Source organism: Candidatus Methylacidiphilales bacterium, from assembly GCA_028713655.1.
Taxonomy (GTDB): domain Bacteria; phylum Verrucomicrobiota; class Verrucomicrobiia; order Methylacidiphilales; family JAAUTS01; genus JAQTNW01.
The window spans coordinates 1-25,758 of the sequence record JAQTNW010000034.1 but is presented as its reverse complement, the minus strand read 5'-3'; the positions used below and the strand labels follow the sequence as shown (position 1 = coordinate 25,758).

The 25,758-nt window shown below is 56.0% G+C and carries 17 protein-coding genes; 5 read left to right on the top strand and 12 right to left on the bottom strand.

Features of this window, described 5'->3' with window-relative positions:
- Nucleotides 1–63: 63 nt before the first annotated feature.
- The 3 genes from uvrA (at nt 64) to PHD76_11120 (ending at nt 8,418) form a co-directional block, all read left to right on the top strand.
- Nucleotides 64–5,676 (top strand): excinuclease ABC subunit UvrA, encoded by a 5,613-nt coding sequence (gene uvrA, locus PHD76_11130; protein MDD5262386.1) that lies wholly within the window; start codon nt 64–66, stop codon nt 5,674–5,676.
- Nucleotides 5,677–6,663: 987 nt separating this feature from the next.
- Nucleotides 6,664–7,662, top strand: a complete 999-nt coding sequence (locus tag PHD76_11125; protein ID MDD5262385.1) for an ATP-dependent 6-phosphofructokinase — start codon at nt 6,664–6,666, stop codon at nt 7,660–7,662.
- Between the two features lie 42 nt (nt 7,663–7,704).
- Complete coding sequence (locus tag PHD76_11120) at nt 7,705–8,418, top strand: glycosyltransferase family 2 protein (protein MDD5262384.1); 714 nt, start codon at nt 7,705–7,707, stop codon at nt 8,416–8,418.
- Nucleotides 8,419–8,802: 384 nt separating this feature from the next.
- Here the strand turns inward: PHD76_11120 and recN are convergent, their stop codons facing one another.
- From recN to PHD76_11105, 3 genes are all read right to left on the bottom strand, one after another.
- Nucleotides 8,803–10,464, bottom strand: a complete 1,662-nt coding sequence (gene recN / locus PHD76_11115; GenBank protein MDD5262383.1) for a DNA repair protein RecN — start codon at nt 10,462–10,464, stop codon at nt 8,803–8,805.
- Between the two features lie 336 nt (nt 10,465–10,800).
- Nucleotides 10,801–11,859 carry a hypothetical protein gene (locus PHD76_11110; protein MDD5262382.1) on the bottom strand — a complete coding sequence of 353 codons (1,059 nt, stop codon included), beginning with the start codon at nt 11,857–11,859 and terminating at the stop codon, nt 10,801–10,803.
- Nucleotides 11,860–11,872: 13 nt separating this feature from the next.
- A complete protein-coding gene (locus PHD76_11105) occupies nt 11,873–13,618 on the bottom strand; it encodes a FecR domain-containing protein (GenBank protein MDD5262381.1) in 1,746 nt (581 codons plus the stop codon).
- Between the two features lie 451 nt (nt 13,619–14,069).
- Between PHD76_11105 and PHD76_11100 the strand changes: the two genes are divergently transcribed.
- Nucleotides 14,070–16,175 carry an adenylate/guanylate cyclase domain-containing protein gene (locus PHD76_11100; GenBank protein MDD5262380.1) on the top strand — a complete coding sequence of 702 codons (2,106 nt, stop codon included), beginning with the start codon at nt 14,070–14,072 and terminating at the stop codon, nt 16,173–16,175.
- A 5-nt stretch (nt 16,176–16,180) separates the two neighbouring features.
- Nucleotides 16,181–17,032 (top strand): PIG-L family deacetylase, encoded by an 852-nt coding sequence (locus PHD76_11095; GenBank protein ID MDD5262379.1) that lies wholly within the window; start codon nt 16,181–16,183, stop codon nt 17,030–17,032.
- Between the two features lie 73 nt (nt 17,033–17,105).
- Here PHD76_11095 and PHD76_11090 read toward each other — a convergent pair whose 3' ends face one another.
- From PHD76_11090 to PHD76_11050, 9 genes are all read right to left on the bottom strand, one after another.
- A complete protein-coding gene (locus tag PHD76_11090; protein ID MDD5262378.1) occupies nt 17,106–17,285 on the bottom strand; it encodes a hypothetical protein in 180 nt (59 codons plus the stop codon).
- Between the two features lie 130 nt (nt 17,286–17,415).
- Nucleotides 17,416–18,864: an NADH-quinone oxidoreductase subunit N gene (locus PHD76_11085; protein ID MDD5262377.1), complete on the bottom strand. Its 1,449-nt coding sequence runs from the start codon at nt 18,862–18,864 to the stop codon at nt 17,416–17,418.
- Entirely contained in the window at nt 18,861–20,327 is a 1,467-nt protein-coding gene (locus PHD76_11080) for an NADH-quinone oxidoreductase subunit M (protein MDD5262376.1), read from the bottom strand. The genes PHD76_11085 and PHD76_11080 overlap by 4 nt, the downstream gene beginning before the upstream one ends.
- Complete coding sequence (gene nuoL, locus PHD76_11075) at nt 20,324–22,123, bottom strand: NADH-quinone oxidoreductase subunit L (GenBank protein MDD5262375.1); 1,800 nt, start codon at nt 22,121–22,123, stop codon at nt 20,324–20,326. The genes PHD76_11080 and nuoL overlap by 4 nt, the downstream gene beginning before the upstream one ends.
- Before the next feature lie 3 nt (nt 22,124–22,126).
- Nucleotides 22,127–22,450: an NADH-quinone oxidoreductase subunit NuoK gene (gene nuoK / locus PHD76_11070; GenBank protein ID MDD5262374.1), complete on the bottom strand. Its 324-nt coding sequence runs from the start codon at nt 22,448–22,450 to the stop codon at nt 22,127–22,129.
- Nucleotides 22,447–22,950, bottom strand: a complete 504-nt coding sequence (locus PHD76_11065) for an NADH-quinone oxidoreductase subunit J (GenBank protein ID MDD5262373.1) — start codon at nt 22,948–22,950, stop codon at nt 22,447–22,449. The genes nuoK and PHD76_11065 overlap by 4 nt, the downstream gene beginning before the upstream one ends.
- An 83-nt stretch (nt 22,951–23,033) precedes the next feature.
- Complete coding sequence (locus tag PHD76_11060) at nt 23,034–23,606, bottom strand: NADH-quinone oxidoreductase subunit I (protein ID MDD5262372.1); 573 nt, start codon at nt 23,604–23,606, stop codon at nt 23,034–23,036.
- A gap of 159 nt (nt 23,607–23,765) precedes the next feature.
- On the bottom strand, nt 23,766–24,293 hold the full coding sequence (locus tag PHD76_11055) for a hypothetical protein (GenBank protein ID MDD5262371.1): 528 nt from the start codon (nt 24,291–24,293) through the stop codon (nt 23,766–23,768).
- Nucleotides 24,290–25,758: hypothetical protein (locus tag PHD76_11050; GenBank protein MDD5262370.1), on the bottom strand; the 1,469-nt coding region annotated here is incomplete at its 5' end. The genes PHD76_11055 and PHD76_11050, both read right to left, overlap by 4 nt.

Genomic DNA, 25,758 nt, shown 5'->3' with positions numbered 1-25,758 from the left:
TGTCCTGAGACAGCGCTCCGGGGCTTGCATCCACCTCCGATGCATCTAGGTTTACCCCCTGCAATGCCCTCCCACAGCTCAATCCAGATATTCGGCGCGCGCCAAAACAACCTGAAAAATCTCAATCTTGAGATCCCACTCAACCGGCTCATTGTGGTCACGGGACTGAGCGGCTCCGGCAAATCGTCGCTCGCCTTCGACACGCTCTATGCCGAGGGCCAGCGCCGTTACACCGAGACCTTTTCCCCCTATACCCGGCAATTTCTTGAACGCATGGACAGGCCGCAAGCCGACCGGATCGAGGGCGTCCCACCCGCCATCGCCCTGAGCCAGGTCAATTCGGTCCGCAGCTCGCGCAGTACGGTCGGAACCATGACCGAGGCGGCCGATTATCTCAAACTGCTCTTTGCTGAAATGGCCGAGCTTTACAGCCCGCTCAGCGGACGACGGATTCAACCGTGGACTCCCCAACACGTGACAAATGAACTTCTGAAAAACAACGCCGGAAAAGCCGCCCTGATCCTGTTTGAGATCCCCTTCCCACATGGCACCGCCTGGGACTCCATCCGGAAATTCATCCAGGCCCGTGGATTCCTGCGGATCTACTGCAACGGAAAAATCCACCGGCTGGATTCTGCGGAAAGTCCGAACCTCAGCGTTCTGGATGCGGCGCCGGCAAAAAAATCTCCTGGGAAAAAATCAAAACCAGACATCATTGTCTCGGTGATTGCCGACCGCATCACGCTGGAAACGGCGGCTAAATCACGCCTGACCGAGGCTTTGCAAACCGCGTTTGAATTTGGAAAAGGCCTGATCACGGTCGTTTTCGATGGGACCAGCGCGGAGAGCGGCAACCGCCTGCGTTTCGCCACGCGCTGGGTGGATCCGGACAGCGGCATCGAATACACGCCGCCCTCGCCCTCGCTTTTCAGCTACAACAATCCGGTAGGCGCCTGTCCCGCGTGCCGGGGCTTCGGACGCAGTGTTGAAATCGATTACAACCTGGCCCTGCCCGACCGCAACCTCAGCATCCGGGACGGCGTGGTCAAACCCTTCCAGACCGAGGCCAATGCCGAATGCCAGGAGGACCTCGTAAAGGCCTGCCGAAAAAAAGGCATCCCCCTCCACCAACCCTTCGCCTCCCTCAAGCCGGAGCAGCAGCAGTTCGTCATCCAGGGTGAACCCACCCGGGGCAAAACCGCAGAACAAGTGTGGGAATCCGGGAAATGGTACGGGGTCAAGGGTTTTTTTGAATGGCTCGAAACCCGGACGTACAAAATGCACATCCGCGTGCTGCTCGCGCGCTACCGCGCCTATAAAACCTGCACGGCCTGCGACGGGGGACGCTTCCAACCCGAGACCGGACTCTGGCGGCTGAATGGCAAATCACTTGCGGAAGTGAACGGCTCCCCGGTTCATGATCTTGTTGCATGGTTTGAAAAAATCACTTCCAAGGACGAGTCCACGCTCATCCTTCTGGAACAAATTCTGTTCCGAATCCGCTATCTCGACGAGGTCGGGCTCGGTTATCTGACCCTCAATCGCGCCAGCCGCACCTTGTCAGGCGGCGAAATCCAACGAGTCAATCTCACGACCTGCCTCGGCACTTCCCTGGTCGGCACGCTGTTTGTACTGGACGAGCCCAGCATCGGCCTCCACCCGCGCGATACCGAGCGCCTGATCCGCATCCTCCGGCAATTGCGCGACCAGGGGAACACCGTGATGGTTGTCGAACACGACTCCTCCGTCATTCAGGCCGCCGACCACATCCTTGAGCTGGGACCCGGCCGCGGTGAAACCGGAGGCGGGCTCGTTTTTGAGGGAGCGCCGTCCGAACTCGTCCGCCACCCGAAAAGCCTGACAGGCAGTTATCTTTCCGGCGCAAAATCAATCCCCGTTCCGGAACGCCGCCGCAGCCTGGAGCAGGCGACCTGGATCAGCTTCGAAGGCGCTTCCAAGCATAACCTGCGGGACTTGTCCTTCCGCTTCCCCACCTGCCGCTTCACCGCCATCACCGGCGTCAGCGGATCGGGCAAAAGCACGCTGGTGGATGAAATCATTTTCAAACATCTTTCGCTCCAGCTCAACCGTCCGGCCAGCGAGCCGGGAGAGCTGAAAAAACTGGTCAATGGCAGCGCCGTTTCGGATGTCGTCATCGTGGATCAAAGCCCGCTCACCAAGACACCCCGCTCCACGCCTCTGCTCTACCTCGGCGTTTATGATTCCGTGCGCGAATTGTTTGCGATGACCGAATCCGCCCAACAGGCCGGCCTGAACGCCTCGGGATTTTCTTTCAACGCCGGCACCGGCCGTTGCCAGCGCTGCAATGGCACGGGCCATGAACAAATCCAGATGCAGTTCCTTTCGGACATTTTTGTCCAATGTCCGGTCTGCGAAGGAAAACGCTTCCAACCCCATGTCCTGAAAGTCCAGTACCGCGGGACTTCCATTTCGGAACTGCTCGACCTGACCGTCAGCCAGGGACTCGCCCTTTTTTCCACTCCAGCGCCCGATGCCACACCCCGCGAGCTTTCCCAGCGCAAAACCGTTGCGGAAGCCCTTGGCCTGCTGGACCGGGTCGGGCTCGGCTATCTGAGGCTCGGCCAGCCGATCAACCAGCTCTCCGGCGGCGAAGCCCAGCGCCTGAAACTCATCAGCCACCTCGCCAAAAGCCTGTCAAATCGCAATGAATCAGCTAAAACGGGGTCTGGCAGCAAACTGCTCATTCTGGATGAGCCGACAACAGGCCTGCATTTCGACGACATCCGCGTCCTGCTCGAGGTGCTGCAGGCGCTGGTCGATTCCGGCCAAACGCTGCTTGTGATCGAGCATAACATGGAAGTCGTCAAATGCGCGGACTACATCCTCGACCTCGGTCCCGAGGCCGGCGAACTCGGCGGACGGCTCGTCGCCTGCGGCACACCGGAGGAAATCGCCGCCCATCCGCAAAGCCGGACAGCCCAATACCTGGCGCCGCTGTTGAGCCGCTCGAAATCCAAAAAACAAATTTTGAAACCGCTCAAAAGTCGCAAGTCCGCTCCTGCCGTTTCCGCGCGCCAATCGACCTGCATTCAAGTCCGGGGCGCCCGGCATCACAACCTGAAGAACATCTCATTGGACATTCCTCGGGATAAAATGGTAATTATTACCGGTTTGTCAGGCTCGGGAAAAAGCACCCTGGCCTTCGACCTTCTCTTCGCCGAGGGGCAGCGGCGCTATCTCGACTGCCTGAACACCTACGCGCGGCAGTTCATCGAGCAGCTCGAAAAACCCCGCGTGGATTCCATCAGCGGCATTCCGCCGTCCGTCGCCATTGAACAGCGCACGACCCGCGGCGGCGGCAAAAGCACCGTCGCCACCGTTACGGAACTCTATCATTTCCTGCGGCTCCTCTATGCCAAATTGGGCGTACAGCACGACCCGGAGAGCGGTGAACCCTGCATCCGCCAGTCGGCGGCGGATATTGTGCAGGAGGCGCAAAAACAGGCCTCGCAATCCGAACTGACCCTCATCGCGCCCATGATCCGCGGGCGCAAAGGGCTGTACACGGAACTGGCCAACTGGGCCCAGCGCAAGGGATATCCCGTTTTGCGCGTCGATGGCAAATGGATCGAGCCGGCCAAATTCAAAGCCCTTGACCGTTACCGCGAGCACACAATCGACCTCATTCTCGGCAACCTGGACCGTAAAACCTCCAACCTTCCCGTTTTGGTCAACCAGGCCCTGGCCTACGGGCAGGGCACCATTTACCTGCTCGACAACCACAAGCGCGAACAGGTGCTGAGCACAGCGCTGTATTGCCCCGGTACCGGGCGCTCATTCGATCCTCTCGATCCGCGGCTCTTTTCCTACAACAGCCCGCACGGCTGGTGCCCGGAATGCCAGGGCTACGGCACTGTCGCGAAAATCACTCTGGACCCCGACCTTTCAGAAGTGGAACGGGAACAGCAACTCGACCTGGCGCGCGAAAATCTCGAACCCGAAGAAACCGCCCCCTGCCCGACCTGCCACGGCGCGCGCCTGAACCCGGTCGCGCGTGCGGTGCGCTTTTCGGGAAAGCCCATCACGGACATCAACGCCATGACCGTGCGCGATTTTGCCGGATTCTTTTCACGCCTGAAATGGAAAGGCCGCGAGGCCATCATCGCCCGCGATATCCGGCCTGAAATTGAGCAGCGCGTCAAATTCCTGCGTCATGTCGGGCTCGATTACCTCAACCTCGACCGTGCGGCTCCCACGCTCTCGGGGGGCGAATCCCAGCGCATCCGGCTTGCAGCCCAACTCGGGTCAAACCTTCAGGGCGTGCTCTATGTGCTCGATGAACCCACCATCGGATTGCACCCCCGCGACAACGACGAACTCATCCGCACCCTGCGCGAACTCCAGCAGCGCGGCAATTCCCTGGTCATCGTCGAACACGACGAGGACACCATGCGCCACTCGGATTACATCATCGATCTCGGTCCCGGCGCCGGCGTTCATGGCGGAGAGGTCGTCGCCTGCGGTTCCTGGAAGGAAATTTCGCGCCACACGAAGTCCGCCACCGGATTGCTATTGGGCAATCCGATCCTCCACCCGTCCCGCGGGTCGCGCCGCCCCATCGGCTCGAAGAATCCATGGCTCCAAATGAAAGGCGCGCACGCCAATAATTTAAAAAATATCGATGTCAAAATCCCCATCGGTCGCTTCACCTGCATTTCCGGCGTCAGCGGTTCCGGAAAAAGTTCCCTCATGCACCGGGTCATCATCCCCGCAGTCAGCCAGGCCTTGCCCACGGCTTCCCGAAAAAACAAAACCGCCCTGCCCTGCGCGTCCCTCACGGGCGCGGATGTTTTTGGAAAAATTGTGGAAGTGGATCAGTCGCCCATCGGGAAAACATCACGTTCCACCGTTTGCACTTATATCGGCTTGATGGATCATTTCCGGAAACTTTTGGCCCAGACACAGCTCGCACGGGCGCGCGGATTCACCGCCGGCCATTTTTCCTACAACTCGGGAAGCGGGCGCTGCCCCGCCTGCCTCGGCCAGGGATCCATCAAGGTCGATATGAATTTCCTGCCCTCCACCTTCGTGCCCTGCGACAAATGCAACGGCAAACGCTGGACGGATTCCGTTTTGGAAGTGACCTACCGTGACAAAAATATTTACCAGATTCTTCAACTTAGCGTCGATGAAGCGGCTGACTTTTTCGAAGGCCAGCCCTCCCTCCAGGTGCCGCTCCGGCTGCTGCAGGAAACCGGCCTCGGCTACCTCACGCTCGGCCAGACCAGTCCAACCCTCTCGGGCGGCGAAGCCCAGCGCATCAAGCTGGTCTCGGAGCTGGCCGGTGTCCGGATGCAGGAACAGCGCCAAAGGCTGCGAACCCGCGATTTGCTGGCAGGCAAAACGCTTTATCTGCTGGAAGAACCCACTGTGGGCCTGCATCTCGCCGACGTCCAACGCCTGCTCGAAGTCATCCACAAACTTGTGGATTCGGGAAATACCGTCGTTGTCATCGAACATCATCTCGATGTTCTGGCCGAGGCGGATTATCTGATCGATCTCGGGCCGGAAAGCGGCGATGCGGGAGGGCGCATCATCGCGCAGGGCACGCCCGAGGAAGTGGCCCGGCATCCCTCCAGCCACACGGCAAGATACCTGCGCCCGGTTTTGGCGCGGGTTTCCCGCAAACAGTAAAATCAAGTACCGCAGCATCACAGGGCGCATTTTTTACAGGAAGTGCGCGAAGGAACGCAGAGGAAATATTTGAACCACAGATGGACACGGATAAACACGGATTTTTGCCGCGAAAGAACACAAAATGCGCAAAAGGGGCTAAAACTTATCTGTCTGTCATAGTCCCACTGCTTGCTGGAGGAAGGCGGGAGATTTTTCGTCATTGCGAGGAGCGGAGCGACGCGGCAATCCAGGGATCAAGGTTAGAGGAAATATATTGCAGATGGCTGTTGCCTTCTCAATAACGTGAAATTCCCAATCGCTGGAGCACCTTATGCATGATGGGAGGCAACAGATAAAACCATAAAAATCCAAAAACCATCAGAGACACGCCTATCCATATCCGGGTAAAACTAACACTTTTAAGTCCTGGCTCCAAAACAGAAGTTTTCGGATTTTTTGGATCATGGAAAACTTTGACTTTTGAATGAGCGGGATATTTTTTGGTTATTATTCCTGGCAGCCAATCTGACTGTGAAGAATATCCTGCCCAAAAATCGATCTTAGAGCCTTTGTATTGAATGGAATCAACCTGATATAAATACACAATGATCGGAACATAAGATGATCCTATTCCGACCAGTAGGCTCCCGAACAATGCGAGAATCTGTTATAACGCCATCAACAAAAGGCGATTGGGTTGAATTCCGACCCAACAAGATGTCATGAATCCCCAATGCAATGAAAAGCAGTCCTACAATTGCAAAAAATGAGAGCAGGATTATATATTTTAAACTCACCGAAACCGGTCTTTCACTTTTGAAGATCACCCAGAACACCTGCCTATTAACTGTGAACTCGCTTGGAAGCAAGTTGAGTTTGGACACTTAAAAAGTTTTAGAATCCGGAAACCCCTTTTCTTCCCCTTCGTGGCTTCGTGTGAGACAAGGCATTTCCCTGAACAAAACAGGTTGCAAACACATGCAACTCTTTATATTAACGTGTGCCATGATCAAACGTCTTGCCATTTTGACTTCGGGCGGCGACTCGCCCGGAATGAACCCCGTGATCCGGTCGGTGACCCGGACCGGCCTGAACAACGGCATGGAAGTCGTCGGCATCGAAAACGGGTATCAGGGCATCTTTGACCATGAATTTGTTCCTCTGGGCGTCCTCGAAGTCAGCGGCAAAATCCGGGATGCTGGCACGTTTCTGGCCACCAGCCGCTGCCAGCGCATGATGGAACATAACGGACCCCAGGAAGCCATCCAGATTCTGCGCGAAAACAAGATCGACGGACTCATTGTCTGCGGCGGGGACGGATCGCTCAGCGGCGCCCACATCATCCACAAACTCGGCTACCCCGTCCTCGGCATCCCCGGCACCATCGACAACGATTTGCACGGCACGGATATTTCGCTGGGCGTCGATACCGCTCTGAACACCATCATCACGATGATCGACATGATCAAGGCCACAGCCGCCTCGCATCGCCGCTGTTTTATCATCGAAGTCATGGGACGCGGCTCGGGTTATCTTGCGCTCATGAGCACCATCTCCACAGGCTCCCAAGTGGCGATCATTCCGGAGTATCGTTACAACATGAACTCCGTTGTCGAAGCCCTGACACGCCGCAGGGAGCGCCGCCACAACAACAGCACGATCGTCGTGGCGGAAGGCGCCTGCTCGGGCCAGGAACTGCTGAACAAACTCAAGACCGAGGGCGAAAAAAAACTGAACCAGGAAATACGGCTCACGGTCCTCGGCCATGTGCAGCGCGGCGGAGCGCCCACACACTTCGACCGCCTGCTCGGCACCCGCATGGGTGAATTTGGCGTGCTGGCGCTCATGCACGGGGAAACCGGCTCCATGGTCTCGCTGGTCAATGGCAAGATGAACCTGCGCGACTTCGACGAGATCCTGGGAAGAAAGAAAAATCTGCCGGCGGACGCCATGCGCCTCGCAAAAAATCTCGGGATCGAACTGGGCGATGTCATGGAAACCTGACCCTGTTGGGTATTCCGGTATGATTTCTGCTCCAAGCTTCCCATGACTCCTCAAAAGGCCAGGTATTGCGTCCTGGCACCGACCTACAACAATGCCCCGACACTGGACGGCGTCCTGCGCGGCGTCCTGAAGCAAACTTCAGACATCATCGTGGTCAATGACGGCTCCACGGATGGAACCCAGGGCATTCTGGACCGCTTTCCGGCGATCACCCAGTTGCGCCACACGGCCAATTACGGAAAAGGCGCCGCCCTCCGAGCCGGCCTGAAACTGGCCGTCAAACTCGGGTACACCCATGCGATCAGCCTCGACAGCGACGGGCAGCATCGCCCCGAGGATTTATCCAAATTCATCGAGGCCCTCCAGGCATCACCGGACGCATTGGTCATCGGGAACCGGAATCTCAGGGGCGCCGGGCCGCAGTTCAAAAGCCGGCTGCTCCGTTTCAACTCCAATTTCTGGACCTGGGTGATAACTGGACGCTGGATCCAGGATTCCCAAAGCGGCTTCCGGGCCTATCCACTCCATGCCGTTTCCATTCTTTCGCTGGGGGCGATGAAATACGATTTCGAATCCGAGGCGCTGATCAAGCTCTGCTGGAAGGGCATTCCCGTCATTCACGTCCCGATTGAAGTGCTCTATCATACCAAAAGCCCCTCGCATTTCCGTTATGTCCGGGATTCAGCACTCGTCGTCCGGCTGAACTGCCGCCTGATGGCCCGGCGCTTTCTTTTTTCAAAACATCATGAGGCGTGACACCGGGTAAAATTCTGAATTCAGAAGTCAGAATTAAGAATTCAGAAACCGGTCTCCGGCATGCGTCGCGAACAGGCACACACGGATGTGGAATGCGGTGACAAACCACCTTCACTCGCGGAGAAGCGCCGAAGGTGCGACCTATACCAGCCTGGGGCAACTCCGACATCCGTCGCGAGTAGACACCCCAGGAATACGAATAGTGTAAAACCTCAAGTCCTGAAGGGGCCCACTAACGTATGTCGGAGTGATTTAAAATGTATTGGTTTTAAGAGTTAAAGTTGGAGTGTGAGTTGGAATTTTGTGCCGTTAAAACTTGGCGTCTTTGCGCGAGAATTCCCACTCTGCGTTCTCGGCTTCTCTACGGTGAATTCTGGATCGTGGCTATGCCTGAAACTGTTTCAGCAGCGACTCCGCCAGGCTTTGCGCCGTGGCGCCTTTGTCCCCCAGCATCCGGGCCAGCTCCTCGATCCGTTGTTTTCCATTCAACGTTTCCAGCAGCGTAATGGTCCGCCCCTTGACAATGTCCTTCTGCACCCGGAAATGGCTGTGCCCGGCCGCCGCCACCTGCGGCAAATGCGTGATGCAAAGCACTTGATGGGCTTTCGACAGCTCGCGCAACCGTTTCCCAACCGCCAGGGCCGTTTCGCCGCCGACATTTGCATCCACTTCATCGAAAATCAGAATCGGAATCGAGTCCCGCTCGGCCAACACGCTCTTGATCGCCAGCATGACACGCGCCATTTCGCCGCTGGACGCGATGGCTTTCAGCGGTTTGGCGGATTCGCCCGGGTTGGGCGCAAAGGAAAATTCAACCCGGTCGAGGCCGTCCTTCCCCAATACCTCCAAAGCTTGCAGCACAATGCTGAGCCCCGCTTGTTTGAAACCGAGTTCCTTGAGTTGCTTTGAAATTTCCCGCGCAAGCTTGGGGGCCGCTTCATTGCGCTGCTTGCTCAATTCTCCGGCCATTTTCAACAACGCCTTGTCCTCCGCCGCAATCCGCTCTTTCAACTTGCGCGCATACTCCTCGCGATTCGACAGGGATTCCCGCTTCTGCTCCAGCGCCTCCAGCTTCTCCAAAATGGCAGGCACATTCGGCCCATACTTGCGCTTCAAACTTTGAACCAGATTCAACCGCTCCTCGATTTGACGCAGGCGTTCGGCATCCAGTTCCGTCGCTTCGGCGAGTTCCTGCAACTCCCGCGCCAGATCCTGAAGCTGCGCCGAGACTCCCGCGTTCAACTCGGCCAGGGCCGCCACTTTGGGGTCCAAGTTTTCCCACTCGACCAGATATTTCTGCACCTGCGCGAGCAGCGAAACCACATTGCTTTCACCTTCATTTAAAATTCCCTGCGCCGAACCGGCCAGTTCCAAAATCCTTCGGCTGTTGCTGCCCACACGATAATCCCGCTCGAGTTCCTCCTCCTCCGATGCGCTGAGTTTGGCATCGCGAATTTCGCTGATTTGCTGGTCGAGAAAATCCAGTTGTTGCTGCAAGTCACCTGCCGGGGTGTTGTTCAGCTCCTGCAATTCGGCGCGCAGTTTTTGATATTCACGGTAACGCTTGGAATACTCGGTCCGCACATTACTCAACCCGCCGTACGCATCCAGCGCTTCGAGCTGGCTGTCGTTGGAGAGGAGGGATTGATGGTCGTGCGGGCCGTGCATATCAGCCAGGACATCGCCGATTTTTTTCAAGACCTGAAGCGGCGCCGGGCTGCCGTTGATGAACTGCCGCCCCGGCTTCGACGCGCTGAACGTGCGCTTCAGGTAAAGCTCACCATCCTGACCAAGTTCCAATCCGCTATCTTCCAGGATGGGATCGAGGTGGCCCGCATTTTCGATCCGGCCCTCGACCATGCATTCCTCGGCGCCGTCACGGACGAGACTTTTGTCCGCACGCTCGCCAAGGAGCAGATTGAAGGCGTCGATGAGGATGGATTTACCGGCGCCGGTTTCGCCGGAAAGGATGTTCAATCCGGATTCCAGCTCCCAGGTCAGGTCGTCAATCAGGGCCAGGTTTTTGATCCGCAGGGACCGCAGCATCACGAAAAGCTAGAACAGCGCGTGTCAGGGCACAACACTGAAAACACATTTCGCGGCGATGAGAAAACGGAGTATCTCACACGAAGGCACGAAGGTTTAAGTACGAAACTCGAACTCACACTCTAACTCCAACTCTTAAAACCAAAACATTTGAACCACGGATGGACACGGATAAACACGGATTTTTGCCGCGAACTCGCGATATAAATCGCAAGCGTGAAAACACAAACTGTGCAAAAAACGCTTAGAACTTGAATTGAACCGCAGATAGCGCAAATGCCTGCAGATCCCATTTTCCCCCGACTTCTTACCTCTTACTTCCTACAATCTTACCTTTTAGAATCGGAACGTCATATCAGCTCCGACGCCGCCGTTATAGACCTCATAGTCGTAGATCGAGCTGTTGGTAAGCCCATGGGTGGCGCGGGTGTCGTATGTGAAAAAGCTGCGAATGGAGGCCCAGTTGTTGAAATAATAGGCCGCAGTCAATCCCGTGCTATAACCCAGATCCATGCGGGAACCATTGCTGCCGGGGCCGCTGCTGCTGATATAATTATCGTATTGAAAACGGAAATAAGGCTGGAGAATCAAGTGTTCAATCACCTGCTGCGTGTAGGACAGGGTGACGGCATTCTCCATCCGGTTGTTGCTGTAGGAGGAGGGAGCGGCGGGGGTGGAATCGGTGATATGAATGTAATTGGTATAAGCCAGCGACACCGCCGAGTTGTCGCTCACCGTAAACAAACGTTCCAATCCGAAATGCGGCACCGCTTCCTTGTAGAACTCATGGTAATCCTTCAAGGGCGGTTCATGGCTGACCAGACGCGTAAAATCAGCGCCCATGGTGAAAATCCAATCCTTCAAAAACTGGTAGCGCACGTCGGCAAAAGCGGTCTGGGCGTCAAAATCCAGGGAATTCAATCCGTTGGGCAAATCCTGGTTGTCGTTCCTGTCCATTCCGTAGTTATACCATTGGTAACGGAAGCCGATCCGCGGTGAAACCTTCCCGCCCCAGAGATCAAAGGGATCGGGCGCAAGCGCCACCTGGGCCGTACTGACCATCACGCCGGTGTCACTACGGGAACCCGGCGCAGTCTCTTTGGCCAAAAACACGTTGGAGGTGTAGTAATACTGGGAATCCGCCGTGGCCTCAATCCATTGGCGCCGGGGCACGGCCCGAACCAGCAGTTGCGGGCCCACATCCTTGTTTTCGCCGGGATACAACTCGGGGGCGGCTTCCTTATCCTTTTCGCCCTTCTGCGTGGCGTCGATTTTGTTAAACTGCTCCTGCTGCTGTTGGGTGTTTTGATACTGCTGAATGGCAGACTGGTTCTGCGCCTGGAGCAGGCCTGCCGCTGCACAGAAGAAAACCAATCCCAAAAAAGAATGTTTCATGCCCTTGGTTTTTCTAGTGATGCAAGCTTTGAAGCTGATTGCCACCCGCTGTGGCCACCACCCCTGCGGTTCCACTGCCGGTGATGAGAGTGCCATACGTGCAATTGTTTAAATAAACTCCGCCCGGCACCGCACTGATCGTACTCCAATTGCCAGTCTGTGTAAAAAGATCCACGTTCGCACTGGTCGGAAAATTTACGTTGTTGAGGATGATTTTCGTGGCGTCCATGCGGATATAACCCGCACTCCCCGAAAAGTTCGGGCTGGTCACGGTCAGGGATCCACCAGCGTAAAATTGCGTGGTGTAACCCGTAGGCCCCGTAAAAGTCGGACTGCTCAGGGTTGCGCTTCCACCGGAATCAAATTCCGTGTAATTGGAGGAAAACGTGGTGCCGACAATGTTCATATCCAGTCCTGAGCGCGCTTGAATTCCTCCGCTCATGCTCGAGGTGGCCCCAACCATGGAACCTCCGTTCATTGTCAGGTTCCCTTCGGTTTCGGCTTCGACAAAACCGGTTGGGTTCGAATTGATCAGATTCACATTGTTCAAATTCAGGTCGCTGTAGGAGCGAATTCCCACGCCGTGGTTCCCATTTGGCGAATTGCCTTGAAGTGTGGATCCTGACGGCATGTTGACCTGGCCGCCCTCCAGATCAATGCCACCAGGATAGTTCATCGAGCCACCGTTCACGGCCGTCTTGCCAAAGAATGTTAGATTATTCGGTCCCGGAATAATCGAGAGAGACACCGGAAGGATCAGCGTTCCATTGGATGCGATAACAAAATTCGCCACTCCAGCATACGGGGACAGATTCAGCGGGGATTGCACTGTAATGTTACGGCCGACAAGAGCTAGGTTGCTGGGATCATTGTCATTCCCACCGCCTGAGTCATGGACACCTAAAAATACCTCGGCCCCGGCAAAAAATTTGATCCCGAAAATCTGGTCCTGGGGGAAAGGCGTGCTGGAGGACACCATGATATCCTTGCTGAAAGCCGCAAACAGCGCCGCAAGAAATGCCGAATCGCCGATCTGGTTTTCCAAAGTGGTCTGCGACACAACCGGCACGCCACTGTTGCTTGCATCCCCATCCGACACCAGCAAATCGGTAACGACCATTTTCCCGTTGAGGATTTGGTCGTTCTGCTGGTCAATGGCATGGTCAATTTTATCCTGCGAGGCCAGCTTGCCGTTGAATCCGTGTACCAGCCCGGACTTTTGCGTTTGGTTCATCAGTTGGTAATTGAATACGGGTGAAAACCCCTTTGCTCCCGGCAGGACAAAAACCAACTGGCCAGCCCCAACCGTCACGGAATGACCTCCTGAGGTCGCCTTCCCCTTGCCCTCCAAAACCAGGAGCTTGAATCCGCCGTTTTTCGTGCATACCACAATAATGGTCGTGCCCGTCACGGCCGCCGTCACCGCCGCGGTCTGGATCGTGCCGCCGCCCTTGCCCGTGGGGGAATGAAACAAGACACTGCCCTGTTCCAGGTTGATCCCGCGGCCATCCTGCTTGAAGGAAAGAACCGTATTGGCGCCAATGCGCGTAAGCGTATTGTCAGGCGCCTTCAGCTCCGCGCGCGATTTATCACCGGTGCGTACGAGGTCGGGCGCCGACACCTGGTCATCCTTTTTGACCGGGATCCGGGCATTGCTGGAGGCCTTCAAAACCGCCACATCATTCACCACATCGGTAAAAGTGGCGCGATTAAGCGGTATGCCTTCCGCGGCAAGCGCGGAAGTGAAGCATAAAAGCATGAAAAAACCGGAAACCAGACCGGTCTGCCCCTGCCTTCTAAATAGAAAGAAACCCATTATAGCCCCAAGTTAATACAGATTATTAGGTAAAATTATTTACCGAGTCAATGACAACCCGGAAGTATTTTCCCAAGGGAAATTGACCGCAGAGGCAGAGAAAATGCAGAGGTTTGCCCGCAAAAGAGCACAAAAAATGAATGCGAAACAATGTTTCGCGCAAAGCACGCCACGAACGCCAAGGAAAACAGGATTGGCGGGGAATGAATTAAGGTTTTAGCCTTCGTTCCTTCGTGTTAAAAAATATGTTCTTGCGCCTTCGCGTGCGCCGCAGGCGCATTGCGGCTCCCGCTCGCGACGGATGTCGGAGTTGCGTTAAAATTTTTCCTGCGTCTCCGGTAAATTCCGCTAAATCTTGTCTCCAGCCGCTTCTTTCCGCTACGATTCCGGCCTCATGAAGCTGCGCACCCAATATGTTCTGCCGGCAATCTGCCTGGGCTCCGCAGTCTTCTGGTCGCTCCTGTGGGTCTCCAGCGAGTGGCTGATCGACCACAACTTGCCTCTAAAATTTTTGCCGCTCATACAACTCGAATATTACGCCTATGACCAGCGGGTCCGCATTGGACCGATGGCACCGGAAAATCCAAACCTGGTCTTCCTGGGCATTGACAAAACCAACTATGATGGGGATTTCAGCGAAGAGGAAATGAAAGCCTCACCCTCCCTTCAACTGATTACAACCCGGTGGCCCTGGTCCCGCGAGGTGTGGGGCCGCTTGATCGATCAGCTTTCCGATGCCGGCGCCCGTGTGATTATTTTGGACCTGCTTTTTCACGATCCGGGGACCGGCGACGATTATCTGTCTCAGGCCCTCAAACGGCACCCCGGCAAAACTGTCCTGGCAGCCAACATTTCCGAGCTTGAAGAAACCGGAACCATTAAAAAAAATCTGGTCTGGCCCTCCGAGAGCATCGCGGGTTCCAGATCCCGATCCATGCACGATGTCGGCCTGGCCAATTTCTGGCCCGAACCCGATGGGGTCATCCGCTCCGCACGGTTTCAAGCCTCAACGGATATCATCGATGAGCCGCTCCCCATTTTGGCTACCCAAGCTCTAACCAAAATCGGAAAGGGCGACAAAATTCCTTCCGATACGCTGCAACACCGTTTCCGGTTTGCCGGTTCCAGCGGCGACGCCTATCTACCCAGACCTATCTATGAAATTTTTGTTCCAAAACTTTGGGCAGCCAACTATGAAAACGGGCGTTTGTTCAGGAACAAGATTGTCATGGTCGGCCCCGCAGGCAACTGGTCACAGGACCTTAAAACAACACCAATGCCAGGACTCATGTACGGTCCGCAATTGCACTTGAATACCCTCGGTGCAGCCTTGTCAGATGCATTTATCCGGGAACCAGATCCCTGGCAGGATATACTTCTGATCCTCGCAGGCGGCGCGCTGGCCTGGCTCATTCTGCTCCATTTCCAACATCCCGTAACCCGCTTCCTTTTGTTGCTGTTTTCTTCCCTCGCCTATATCGGCCTTTGCCAGATCATTTATAACCAATTCAGTTGCATGTTGCCCGTCGTAGCCCCCTTGCTTTCACTCACCACCGGCGGGACGCTCTGCCTGCTGCATGAATTTGTGGGCACCCTGCTGGAAAAAGCCAAAACCCGCAGCGCCCTTGAAAAATATGTCTCACACAATGTTGTAAGAGAAATCCTGGACGGCTCCGGCGATTTCGCCGAGTCCCTCGGCGGAATCCGCAAGCCCTGCACCATGCTGTTTTCCGACATCCGCAGCTTCACGCGCATGAGCGAATTCGACGATTCCCACGCCCTCGTCGCCCAGCTCAACGAATATTTTACCGAAATGGTGGAATGTGTCTTTCGCTACGAGGGCACCCTCGACAAATTCATCGGCGATGCCGTCATGGCCGTCTGGGGCAATGTGCGGAGCCTGAGCCCGGAACAGGACGCCGCCCATGCCGTTTCCTGCGCGCTCGACATGCTGGACTCCCTGAAAACTTTAAATAACCACTGGAGCCAAACAGGACGTCCTCCCTTGGAGATCGGCATCGGCATCAACCACGGCGAAGTCCTCGCCGGAGAAATGGGCTCCCCCCGGCGCAAGGACATCACGGTGATCGGCGACGCCGTGAACCTGGCCTCCCGCCTGGAAGGCGTCACCAAACAGTATAAAATCCCGCTGATCCTCGGAGAAAATGTCGCTACATTGGTTAAGAACAAGTTCCACCTCCAAACCGTCGATCTCATCCGCGCAATGGGCAGATCCAGACCCGTGGACACGTTTTATGTGCTCGGACGGATCGAAACACCCCTCACCTCTCAACAACAAAGCTCGTTGGAACAGTACGAACAGGGCGTGATCGCCTACCGCACCGGAAAATTCGAGGAAGCCCTGCAGCTTTTCGAGTCCGCATCTTCCCAGGATGCGGAAAATACGCTCGCCCGCCTGTTTGCCAGGCGCTGTAATGAATTGAGTCGGCATCCTCCCGGCAAGGACTGGGACGGTGTTTACATCATGGAAACAAAATGAGCGCGATGAACCTTCAAGCCAAGGCCGACATCTACGTCCCGGACGGAAGCCCGCTGGAAGAAGCATTGGAGCGGACCACCCATCTGTGCATCGCGGCGCATCAGGACGACGCCGAAATCATGGCCTTCCACGGCATTGCCGAGTGCCATGAAAAACCTGACAACTGGTTCACGGCCATTATTGCCACCGACGGGGCCGGAAGCCCGCGCAGCGGCCCCTACACCAATTGCAGCAACGAAGAAATGCGGGAGACCAGAAAGAGCGAGCAGCGCCATGCCGCCGAGATCGGCCAATACGGCCTGCTCATCCAACTGGGGTATCCCAGCACAAAGGTAAAAGATCCCGCTTTCAGCGAAGCGACAGGCGATCTGGCTTCCATTCTACAACACTGCAGGCCCGATGTGGTTTATCTTCACAACCCCGCCGACAAGCACGACACCCATGTCGCCCTGGCCATCCGCAGCATCAACGCCTTGCGAACACTTAAGCCGGAGCATCGGCCCAAACAAGTTCTGGGCTGCGAAGTCTGGCGCAATCTCGACTGGCTTCCTGACAAATTCAAAATTGCGTTGCGCGCCGACCAGAACGATATCCTCGCCCGCCAGCTCATCCGCGTATTCCAATCCCAGATTGTCGGCGGCAAACGTTACGAACAGGCTGCGCTCGGGCGCCGCATGGCCAACGCCACCTTTTCCGAGCCGCACCTACCTGATCAGGCGCAAGCCCTCACCTGGGCCATGGATTTGTCACCTCTGACCGCCGAGCCCTCGCTGTCCGTTGCCGATTTCGTCACAAAACACATCGACGCCTTCCGCTCGGATGTTCTCAAACACCTGGGTACATTCGACGCCAAATGACGTCTTATTAAAACGCCAACGGCGTTCCGTCTTTCAGCCCAGGGTTGCGAAGAACGAGCTACCCTGGGTAAAATCAAAAATCATCCCGAACCCTGAAAGCGGTTCCGGCGATTTGATAAAACAGACGCAACCCGCGTTGCGGGTTGAAACTCATTTTGATAAATACCCAGGGCAGGCCCTCGCAGACTCGCGCCAACCCTGGGCTGAACGACGCTACCGCGTTGCGGTAGGCCTCCCGTTCATTCCCGCTCAAAACAGTTTTTTTTGAAAGGTTTGGGTTCTCGTCCGACGCGGCGGAACGCATGGGCGTGAGACGGAGTAAATACAAGATGCTCTGGCAACGGATGACACTGCTTGATTTTTTGCAAAAGAACCCAGAACCCTCACCCGTGCCTCAAGCCGCCCAAGGCCTGACGAATGATTACCACCAAAGGTATCTGGGAGAAACCCAGGATGATCAGCGCCAGGGTGAGAAACCATACCAGGATCTGGGAGCTGAATGAAAGTTCAACAGCCGGCGCCTCGCGGGTCGGCTCATTCCAATACATCGAACGAACCACGCCCAGATAGTAATACAAACCCGCAGCGGCGGAAATAATACCCAGGGCCAGCAGGAAATAGCGCCTGGTCTCCCAGACTGCCGCAAAGACCGCCAATTTCCCCAAAAATCCTGCCAGGGGCGGAATGCCGGCCATGGAAACAAAAGCCACAAGCAGGGCAAAAGCCGCCAGCGGTGAGCGTTGCGACAATCCGGAATAGTTCGACAGCTCGTCTCCCCCCACCTGCCGTGAAACCAGCGTAATGACGAAAAACGCCAGCAGGGCCGCCAGCATGTAAATCACCAGATAAATCAACACTGCTTCAACTCCGCGAACGGTATGGCAGCTCAAGGCCATCAACATAAACCCCGCATGGCCGATGCTCGAATAAGCCAGCAATCTCTTGATATTGCGCTGCGGCAAGGCGGCAAAATTACCCAGCACTACAGTAGCGCCAGCAAGCACCACCAGCAGGGAGCTGGAGTATGGAACCAGCGCCGCATGACTGAATCCGTCCAGATCCAAAATCCTCAGCAACACCGCAAAGCCAGCAGCCTTGCTCCCCACCGCCAGAAACGCCGTGACCGGCGTCGGGGCGCCCTGATACACATCCGGCGCCCAAACATGGAAGGGAACCGCCGAGACCTTGAACGCAAGGCCCGTCACAATCAGGACCATCGCGAATAAAAGCCCCGGATTGATGCTCTTTCCGGAAACGGCCAGCGCGCCCAGGATATCGCTGAAAGCCGTACTCCCCACGCTGCCATACAAAAAGGCGATCCCATAGACAAGAAACCCCGTGGACAGGGCGCCGATCACCAGATATTTCGCGCCGGCCTCGAGTGAGGCCGCGTTATTCCTTTGATAGGCCACCAGAATATAGAACGAGATCGTCACCAGTTCGATGGCGACAAACACGGTCATGAAATCGACCGCCGACGCCAGCAGCATCATGCCCACCGTCGGAAACAGGGGCAAAATCAGAAATTCGTTGCGCGCCAGCGGCAGCTCTTCCACAAACTCACCGGACATCCACAACACCACAATCAGGGTGAGCAGGAAAAATCCCTTGAAAAACACCGCCAGCGAATCGAGCTTGTAAAGCCCCTCCCAACTATAGCCGGCATCGAGATTGAGCTTCGGGCAAAACAGCCCCGCAAAAACCAGCGCGGCCCCAAAAATCGCAAGTCGCGCAATCACCTTTGCCGATGTCTGCGGGCGGTACGCCTCAAAAATCAGCAGCAAAACCGCCCAGAGCAGCAGTTGAAATTCGGGCATCAGTAACAGTTTCATAATCCAAGCAAGGCCTGCACAGCCGGTTTGATAAATACCATGAGAGATTTCGGATAAACACCAACCACAAGAAGCGATACGGACAAAAGCACAAACGGCCAGCGTTGCGCCCATTTCAGTACATCCCCGGCCTCGTGCAGGGACGGGAGCAGGTCACCGAAGAAAATGCTGCCAACAGCCCGCAACACATAGACCGCCGAGATCACAACACCCCAGACGGCCAGAATCGCCACATAGGGATATTTCGCCCAGGCTCCGAAAAAAATCAGAATCTCGCCGGAAAAATTGCCCAAGCCGGGCATTCCCAGCGAGGCCAGCCCCGCAAAAATAAACAAAAATGCCAGGATCGGAGTTTTTTGGGCCAACCCGCCCAACTCGCTGAAACGCGTCGAACCGGTCCGCGCGCGAATCTCGCCGGAAAGTCCGAATAAAAGCGCCACGCTCAATCCGTGGGCCACCATCAATAGCACAAGGCCTGTCAATCCAATCTCATTCAAGGCCGCCAACCCGAGAAACAAAAAGCCCATGTGCATGACGCTGGAATAACCCAGCATGTAATTCAGTTCCTTTTGGTTGATCGTCACCAGCCCGACATAAATCACATTGGCCAGCAACAACAACAGCAGCACATTCATGTATTGCTGCATTCCAAACGGCAAAAACGGCACCGCAAGCCGCAGCAGGCCGTAGAGCCCGAATTTTTTCAACACGCCCGCATGCAGCATGGCCGCCGGAGTCGGGGCCGCCGCATATCCGGCCGGCGCCCAGGTGTGGAAGGGAAAGAGCGACACCAAGATGCCAAAACCGGCCAGAAGCAGCGGATAAATGACGCTTTGCGCCGAATTTGAAAATGGCCGTGCCGCCAGGGTCTGGCGGATCGCCTCCAGGTCAAAACTGCGCGCATCGGCCGGCAGGGCAAAATAAAAGGCCAGCAACCCCGCCAGCAACACGAGGCTCCCCGCAGCCAGATACAATGTCAACTGGGTGGCGGCAAATTTGCGGTCCACACCGCCCCAGATTCCGATCAGCAGGAAGGTCGGAATCAGCGCCACCTCGTGGAAGACATAAAGGAAGAACAGGTCGATTGAGAAAAACGCGCCCAGCGCGCCGAAAACAACCAGCAAAATGCAGATGTAAAACTCGCGGCGGCGGCGGATGTTTTCGGGCGCCAGCGCCACGGCCGCGGTCGAGACCAGGGACGTCAACAAAACCATCGGCAAAGCCAGCCCATCCACCCCGACCTTGAACGTGATGTTGAAAAAGCCCGGCAGTTGGATCGCGGGAAATGAACTGACAAACTGGTATCCACCGGCGCCCGTTTGAAAGCCAAACGCCAGAATCAGCACCGCAACGAGATTGGCCAGGACAGAGGCCATCGCCGTGCGTTTTTCCGGCAGGCCGCAAACAATGCCCACGCAAGCGACCAAGGGCGACAACAACATGAAAAGGATCAAATGGCTCATACAAAGGGACGGATTAAAATCCAGTAACAGACAAAAATAACACCGAGGATGAAAAGGACGGCATACGCCTGCAAACTGCCGCCCTGGAAGAGCCGGAGCACCTCGCCCGTGATGGTTCCAGCCACGGCCGTGCCCCGGACCAGCATCCCGCCGATCACCCACTTGTCAAACCAGTTGAAAAGACGGGCCAACAACTGCTGCCCCTCGACAAAAACCGCATCATAAATCTCGTCGATATAAAATTTCCGGGCAAGCAGCGTGATTATAAAAGGTTCCCCAGTGGAACGCCTGAACAGCAACCACGCGGCCAGCGCTCCGATGGTAAAGACGGCAACCGAAAGACCCATCACCGCCCCCGCCCCCTCTTCATGGCCGGGCAAGGAACCGTGCCTGAGATATTCCTCGATTCCCAGATAGCCGCCCGCAATGGAAAGCACCGCAAGAACCAGCAGCGGAATCGTCATCACTGCCGGGGATTCGTGGGCATGGGAAACAACATCCGAACGGGGCGACCCCAAAAACGCGACCGTGAAGAGGCGGAACATATAATAGGCCGTCAATCCCGCCGTAAAAACCGCCATTGAAAAAATCACGATGTTCTGATGAAAGGCCGCCGTCAAAATCGCGTCCTTGCTCCAAAATCCAGCCAACAGCGGAAAACCCGTCAACGCAAGCGTGCCGATTAAAAACGTCCAAAATGTCACCGGCATCTTTTTTCGCAACCCGCCCATTTTCCAGATGTCCTGCTCATGATGCAACGAGTGGATCAGAGAACCGGCGGCAAGGAACAGCAGGGCCTTGAAAAAGGCGTGCGTCGTCAGATGAAACATGGCGGCCGTGGTCGCCGAAAGCCCGACGGCCATGACCATGTACCCAAGCTGGGACAGCGTGGAATAGGCCAGGATGCGCTTGATGTCGTTCTGCTGCGTGGCAATGACGGCCGCAAAAACCGCCGTTGAAACACCTACCACCGAAATAACAGCCAAAGCGTGGGTGCTCAGTTGGAGGATGAAAAACACGCGGCAAAGCATATAAACGCCGGCGGCAACCATCGTGGCTGCGTGGATCAAGGCCGACACGGGCGTCGGGCCTTCCATCGCGTCAGGCAGCCAGACATGCAGCGGCAACTGGGCGGATTTGCCCACGCAGCCCATGAACAATCCCAGCGCAATCAGCGTGGCGCTCCAGCCGGCCACACTGCCCGGCAATGCGCGGCTTTGAAGCTCGGCAAAATCCAGCGAGTGCCATGCCGCCCAGACTCCGAGGATGCCGAGCAGAAAGCCAAAGTCCCCGATGCGGTTGACAATAAAGGCCTTCTTGGCGGCCTCTGCGGCGCTGGGGCGCTGGAACCAGAACCCGATCAGGAAATAGGAGCTCAATCCCACCAGTTCCCAGAAAATGTACATCATGATGAGATTGTTCGCCAGAACGATGCCCAGCATGGAAAACATGAAAAAACTGAGCTTGGCAAAAAAGCGGGACAGCCCCGGATCTTCCGCCATGTAGCCGTAGGCGAAAATGTGGATGCACAGCCCGACTCCCGAAACCACCAACAGCATGAGGCTGGCAAGCCGGTCGCTCGAACCGCCGATCTCGACCCGCAGGCCGGGCAGATCGACCCAGGTGACCGAAGACATCAGCGCCGCGTCCCCGGAAAAAAATATTTTCAGGGCCGCCGCAAAAGAAACCGCGCAGGCCAGAATGGAAACCAGGACGGACACTTTTTTGAGCGGGTGCAGGAGAAGCGTGATGGCAACGGCGGCCAGCAGGGGGGGAAGTAAGACAATCCAGTTCATGGCTTAAAATTTCAGGGTGGTCAGGTCGCTGATGCTGGTGGTTTGGCGGAGGCGGAACAATGCGACGATCAGCGCCAGGCCCACCGCCACTTCAGCCGCCGCGACTGTGATGATGAAAAAAACCATCATGTGGCCGTTGAGATTGGGATGTTCGGCAAAGCGGCTGAAGGCGACCAGCGCCAGGTTGGCCGCATTCAACATGAGTTCCAGGCACATGTAGATCACCAGAATGCTGCGGCGCAACATCACCCCGGCCATGCCGATGGTGAAAAGGATGCCGCTCAAAACCAGGTAATGGTTCAGGGTGACTTCAGCCAGCGCGTTCATTTCACCTCCCGTTTGCTCAGAAGGATGACACCCAGGGTCGCCACCAGCAGCAGTACGGCCGTGATTTCAAACGGCAGGATGTATTTTGAAAAAAGCAGATTGCCCACTTCCTTGGCGCCGAACGCGACCTGTTGCCGGCCCCAATGCAGCGGCTCCTGGGTGTGGGGCATGCCGGAAAGAACCCGGAGAAAAATAAAGCCAAAGGCCCCGGAAACCACCGCCACAAAAACCAGTTGCAGATAAGGAAACGGGCGCCGAGCCGCCGCCTGAATATCCAGCAGCATGATGATGAACAAAAACAGCACCATGACCGCGCCCGCGTACACGATGATTTGCACCACAGCCAGGAAGAATGCTTCCAATGTGAGGAATAGCGCCGCCAGAAACCCAAAGGCCACCACCAGCGAAAGCGCGGAGGCAACCGGGTTCCGGTTCAGAACCACAGCGCAGGCCGAAACGATCAGCCCCGCTGCAAATATCCAAAAAAACAAAGCTTCCATTGCGTTAAATTTAAACGATGAAAATTATGGAGTGGGAAAGCCGGGTCAATCTAATTGTTGAAACGGCTGGCCCGGTCAGGCTCTCACTTATCAGCCCATTTCTTGATTGGAAGCGGCGTGATGCCCCCCATTTCGTAAAGCTTTTGCTTGTTATTCACCATGCTGCCCCGGTTGTATCCCGTCAAAATCGGAAATTCCGCCTTCAAAAAAATGGCCTCCTCGGGACAGACTTCCTCGCACAACCCGCAGTAAATGCAGCGGAGCATGTCAATTTGAAATTCCTTGGGCGCCTTTTCCACCTTCGCAAATGGGCTGTAGGACGGGATGTCGCCCGGTGTGATTTTAATCGCCCGCGGCGGACAAACAAATTCACAAAGCTGGCAACTGACGCATTTTTCCCGGCCTTCCTCGTCTTTCACGAGCGTGGGTGCGCCGCGGTAGCCTGCGGGCATCGGCCACTTTTCGTCGGGGTATTCCATCGTCACCATGCCCGTGGCCGAAAAATCCATCAAGGTCCGGGGCTTGTCGCCTTTTCCTGGAAAAGCAAGCTGCCGCACCGTTTTCCTCCAATGCTTGAATGTAATGGCCAGTCCCGCAATCAGGGACGGAAAATACAGGGATTCGAACCATGTTAATGTCGGACGGCGTACAATCATACCGCATGAAAACTACTGAAGTTATGCCCCGTTGCAACGCCATTTGTAGCGCGACGGCGAGTTTGGTACTTTTTGACAGAGGTTTGATACTTTTCACCCCGTCTAAGCTGTCAAAGAACGTGCCCTGCAGAGTCTCTGCACGGCAAGCGCAGGGCCGCTTTAAGTGGGCCCTAAAAGCGCAGAAAGAGCCGTCCGGGCAGCAGCCTCATCGGCTGCAGCGTCGATGGCGGCTTTGGTTTCGAAGCGCAAAACCTCCAGATCGGCCATCGCGGTTCGGAAAGCTTCATTGGCTGAATCCACCAGCGCGGCCATGTCTTGAAGGGCGATGCCTCTGGCTGCGGCTTCCTTCGCCAGCAACGGGAATGCGACCTCGGCTGTGGACTGGTCAGGAATGGTGGGCAAGGTGCTCAGGACGTAGGCTTCGAGTTTCTTCATCCCATAAACGAGCTGCATCACAGTGCCTGGTGTCACCAAAGCCTGGCGGCGGGTTTCAATGATGGCATCCACCTGGGCTTTGAGCATGGTTTTAATGGTAGCCAGGTCGCCCTGTGCATCACTGGACTGGTATTGATCTTGCGTGCCTTCCATGACTGTCTCGCCTGTACCTGCCTGGGCCTGAAAATCGATGGCTTGGCAAGTTCCAGAGCGGAGAACGTTTCCCTGAGAATCAACCACCACGTAGTTCATTTTTTCATCTCCATCACAAAGACATCCAACCTGACGGCAGGGCTTGTTACCCAGTTAAGACTGCACTGGGCAGAGAACTCAAATGTTTTTGTGCCGGTGAAGTTGCCCAAGGCAAGGGCGATGCAGCGATTCGGAAAGTGAGTGCTCGCAGTGGGCCAATAATCAACTGACTGACTGTAAATGGTGGTTCCGGAACCGGTTTCTTTCACTTTCCAATTTATTGAAAACGATACTCCGGAGGAGCAGCCTTGAACTTTACCACTCAGATTACCCCATAATAGGACAGTACCGCCAGATGTTGTTAAAGCAACGGAGATGGTTTTCAGTTGACCGCCACCTGTATCATTCGCCCCAGCGGAGGCGATCCCTGTGATGGCTCCAGGCGCGATATTCTGGCTTTGCACTGCATAGGTGTCGAGATCGCTGGTACCGGTCAACTGCGTTGTCCCCGCAACGCCTGCCGTGGTTCCGGAAGAATAAGTCCCGATGTTCCCGCTGGTATCGACAGCACGCACCCAATAGTACCGCGTGACGCCAGGCGAGAGACCGGCGCGAGCGAAGCTGGTTGTGTAAACTTTGGCTATCAATGCGGCGGCGCTGATGTTATTGGTGGAGGATTCCCACACCTCGATATAATTCAAATCCGTGTCGGTTGGGTTTGTCCACGAAACCTGAATCACGCGGAGTGCTCCGACCGCAGCCAGGCCGGTGCAGACGCCGGGGGCCGTGGTGTCCTTGGCGCTGGTGATCGTAGCTGTGGTGCTCCACGGGAACCGCTCACCATAAATCGAGATGGCGCGCACGCGGACAGAGTACACGACATTGGGCAGTACAACCCAATCCGCCGTATTGCTCGAAACCGTCTTATTGTCCCACGTTCCGCCCGCAGGCTGGATGCCTACCTCATAGAGCGCGACTTCGGGATCGGTGAACGCGGTCCATGAAGCAAACACCTTGGCAAGGATCGATCCATCCGTCTGCAGGGATGCTGCAGTGGTCAGAGCCAGGCCAGCGACAGCTCCCAGGCCATTGCCAGTGAAGGAATAATTGATCGCCGAGCAGAGAGACAAATCAACCGTCGCGCGTAGGGTCTTGGGCTGCAGTTTGAAGTAGCGCGTCAGAGCGGCAACAAAGCTGGTATTGGTCAGCGCTTTCAATTGATCGCGGCGGATCAACCAGACCTCATCACCGATGGCATGATTCTGCTGGCTGGTGTTGAACCTGGCGCGCAACGGGAAAAGTTTGTAAACGCCGCCGCCCAGAGGCGTCACGGTGCCGATGGACATGATCTCGCCGTTGACGAAAGCGAGCAATGTGTCATTGGCCTGATCCTGGCTTGAAATGGTGTCGATGGTGGCCGCGTCCAGCCCGGTCATGCTCACCTGCAGTCCGACCGTTGTGTCCGGCGTGGCCACCGTGCTGGCATAGGCAGCCGTCAAAACTGAACGGACAGCGAAATGTTCGA

What these genes read in the sequence shown, in the direction of transcription:
- uvrA (MDD5262386.1), top strand. Translation starts at nt 64, where the DNA reads ATGCCCTCCCACAGCTCAATCCAGATATTCGGCGCGCGCCAAAACAAC.
- PHD76_11125 (MDD5262385.1), top strand. Translation starts at nt 6,664, where the DNA reads ATGATCAAACGTCTTGCCATTTTGACTTCGGGCGGCGACTCGCCCGGA.
- PHD76_11120 (MDD5262384.1), top strand. Translation starts at nt 7,705, where the DNA reads ATGACTCCTCAAAAGGCCAGGTATTGCGTCCTGGCACCGACCTACAAC.
- recN (MDD5262383.1), bottom strand. Translation starts at nt 10,464, where the DNA reads ATGCTGCGGTCCCTGCGGATCAAAAACCTGGCCCTGATTGACGACCTG.
- PHD76_11110 (MDD5262382.1), bottom strand. Translation starts at nt 11,859, where the DNA reads ATGAAACATTCTTTTTTGGGATTGGTTTTCTTCTGTGCAGCGGCAGGC.
- PHD76_11105 (MDD5262381.1), bottom strand. Translation starts at nt 13,618, where the DNA reads ATGCTTTTATGCTTCACTTCCGCGCTTGCCGCGGAAGGCATACCGCTT.
- PHD76_11100 (MDD5262380.1), top strand. Translation starts at nt 14,070, where the DNA reads ATGAAGCTGCGCACCCAATATGTTCTGCCGGCAATCTGCCTGGGCTCC.
- PHD76_11095 (MDD5262379.1), top strand. Translation starts at nt 16,181, where the DNA reads ATGAACCTTCAAGCCAAGGCCGACATCTACGTCCCGGACGGAAGCCCG.
- PHD76_11085 (MDD5262377.1), bottom strand. Translation starts at nt 18,864, where the DNA reads ATGAAACTGTTACTGATGCCCGAATTTCAACTGCTGCTCTGGGCGGTT.
- PHD76_11080 (MDD5262376.1), bottom strand. Translation starts at nt 20,327, where the DNA reads ATGAGCCATTTGATCCTTTTCATGTTGTTGTCGCCCTTGGTCGCTTGC.
- nuoL (MDD5262375.1), bottom strand. Translation starts at nt 22,123, where the DNA reads ATGAACTGGATTGTCTTACTTCCCCCCCTGCTGGCCGCCGTTGCCATC.
- nuoK (MDD5262374.1), bottom strand. Translation starts at nt 22,450, where the DNA reads ATGAACGCGCTGGCTGAAGTCACCCTGAACCATTACCTGGTTTTGAGC.
- PHD76_11065 (MDD5262373.1), bottom strand. Translation starts at nt 22,950, where the DNA reads ATGGAAGCTTTGTTTTTTTGGATATTTGCAGCGGGGCTGATCGTTTCG.
- PHD76_11060 (MDD5262372.1), bottom strand. Translation starts at nt 23,606, where the DNA reads ATGATTGTACGCCGTCCGACATTAACATGGTTCGAATCCCTGTATTTT.
- PHD76_11055 (MDD5262371.1), bottom strand. Translation starts at nt 24,293, where the DNA reads ATGAACTACGTGGTGGTTGATTCTCAGGGAAACGTTCTCCGCTCTGGA.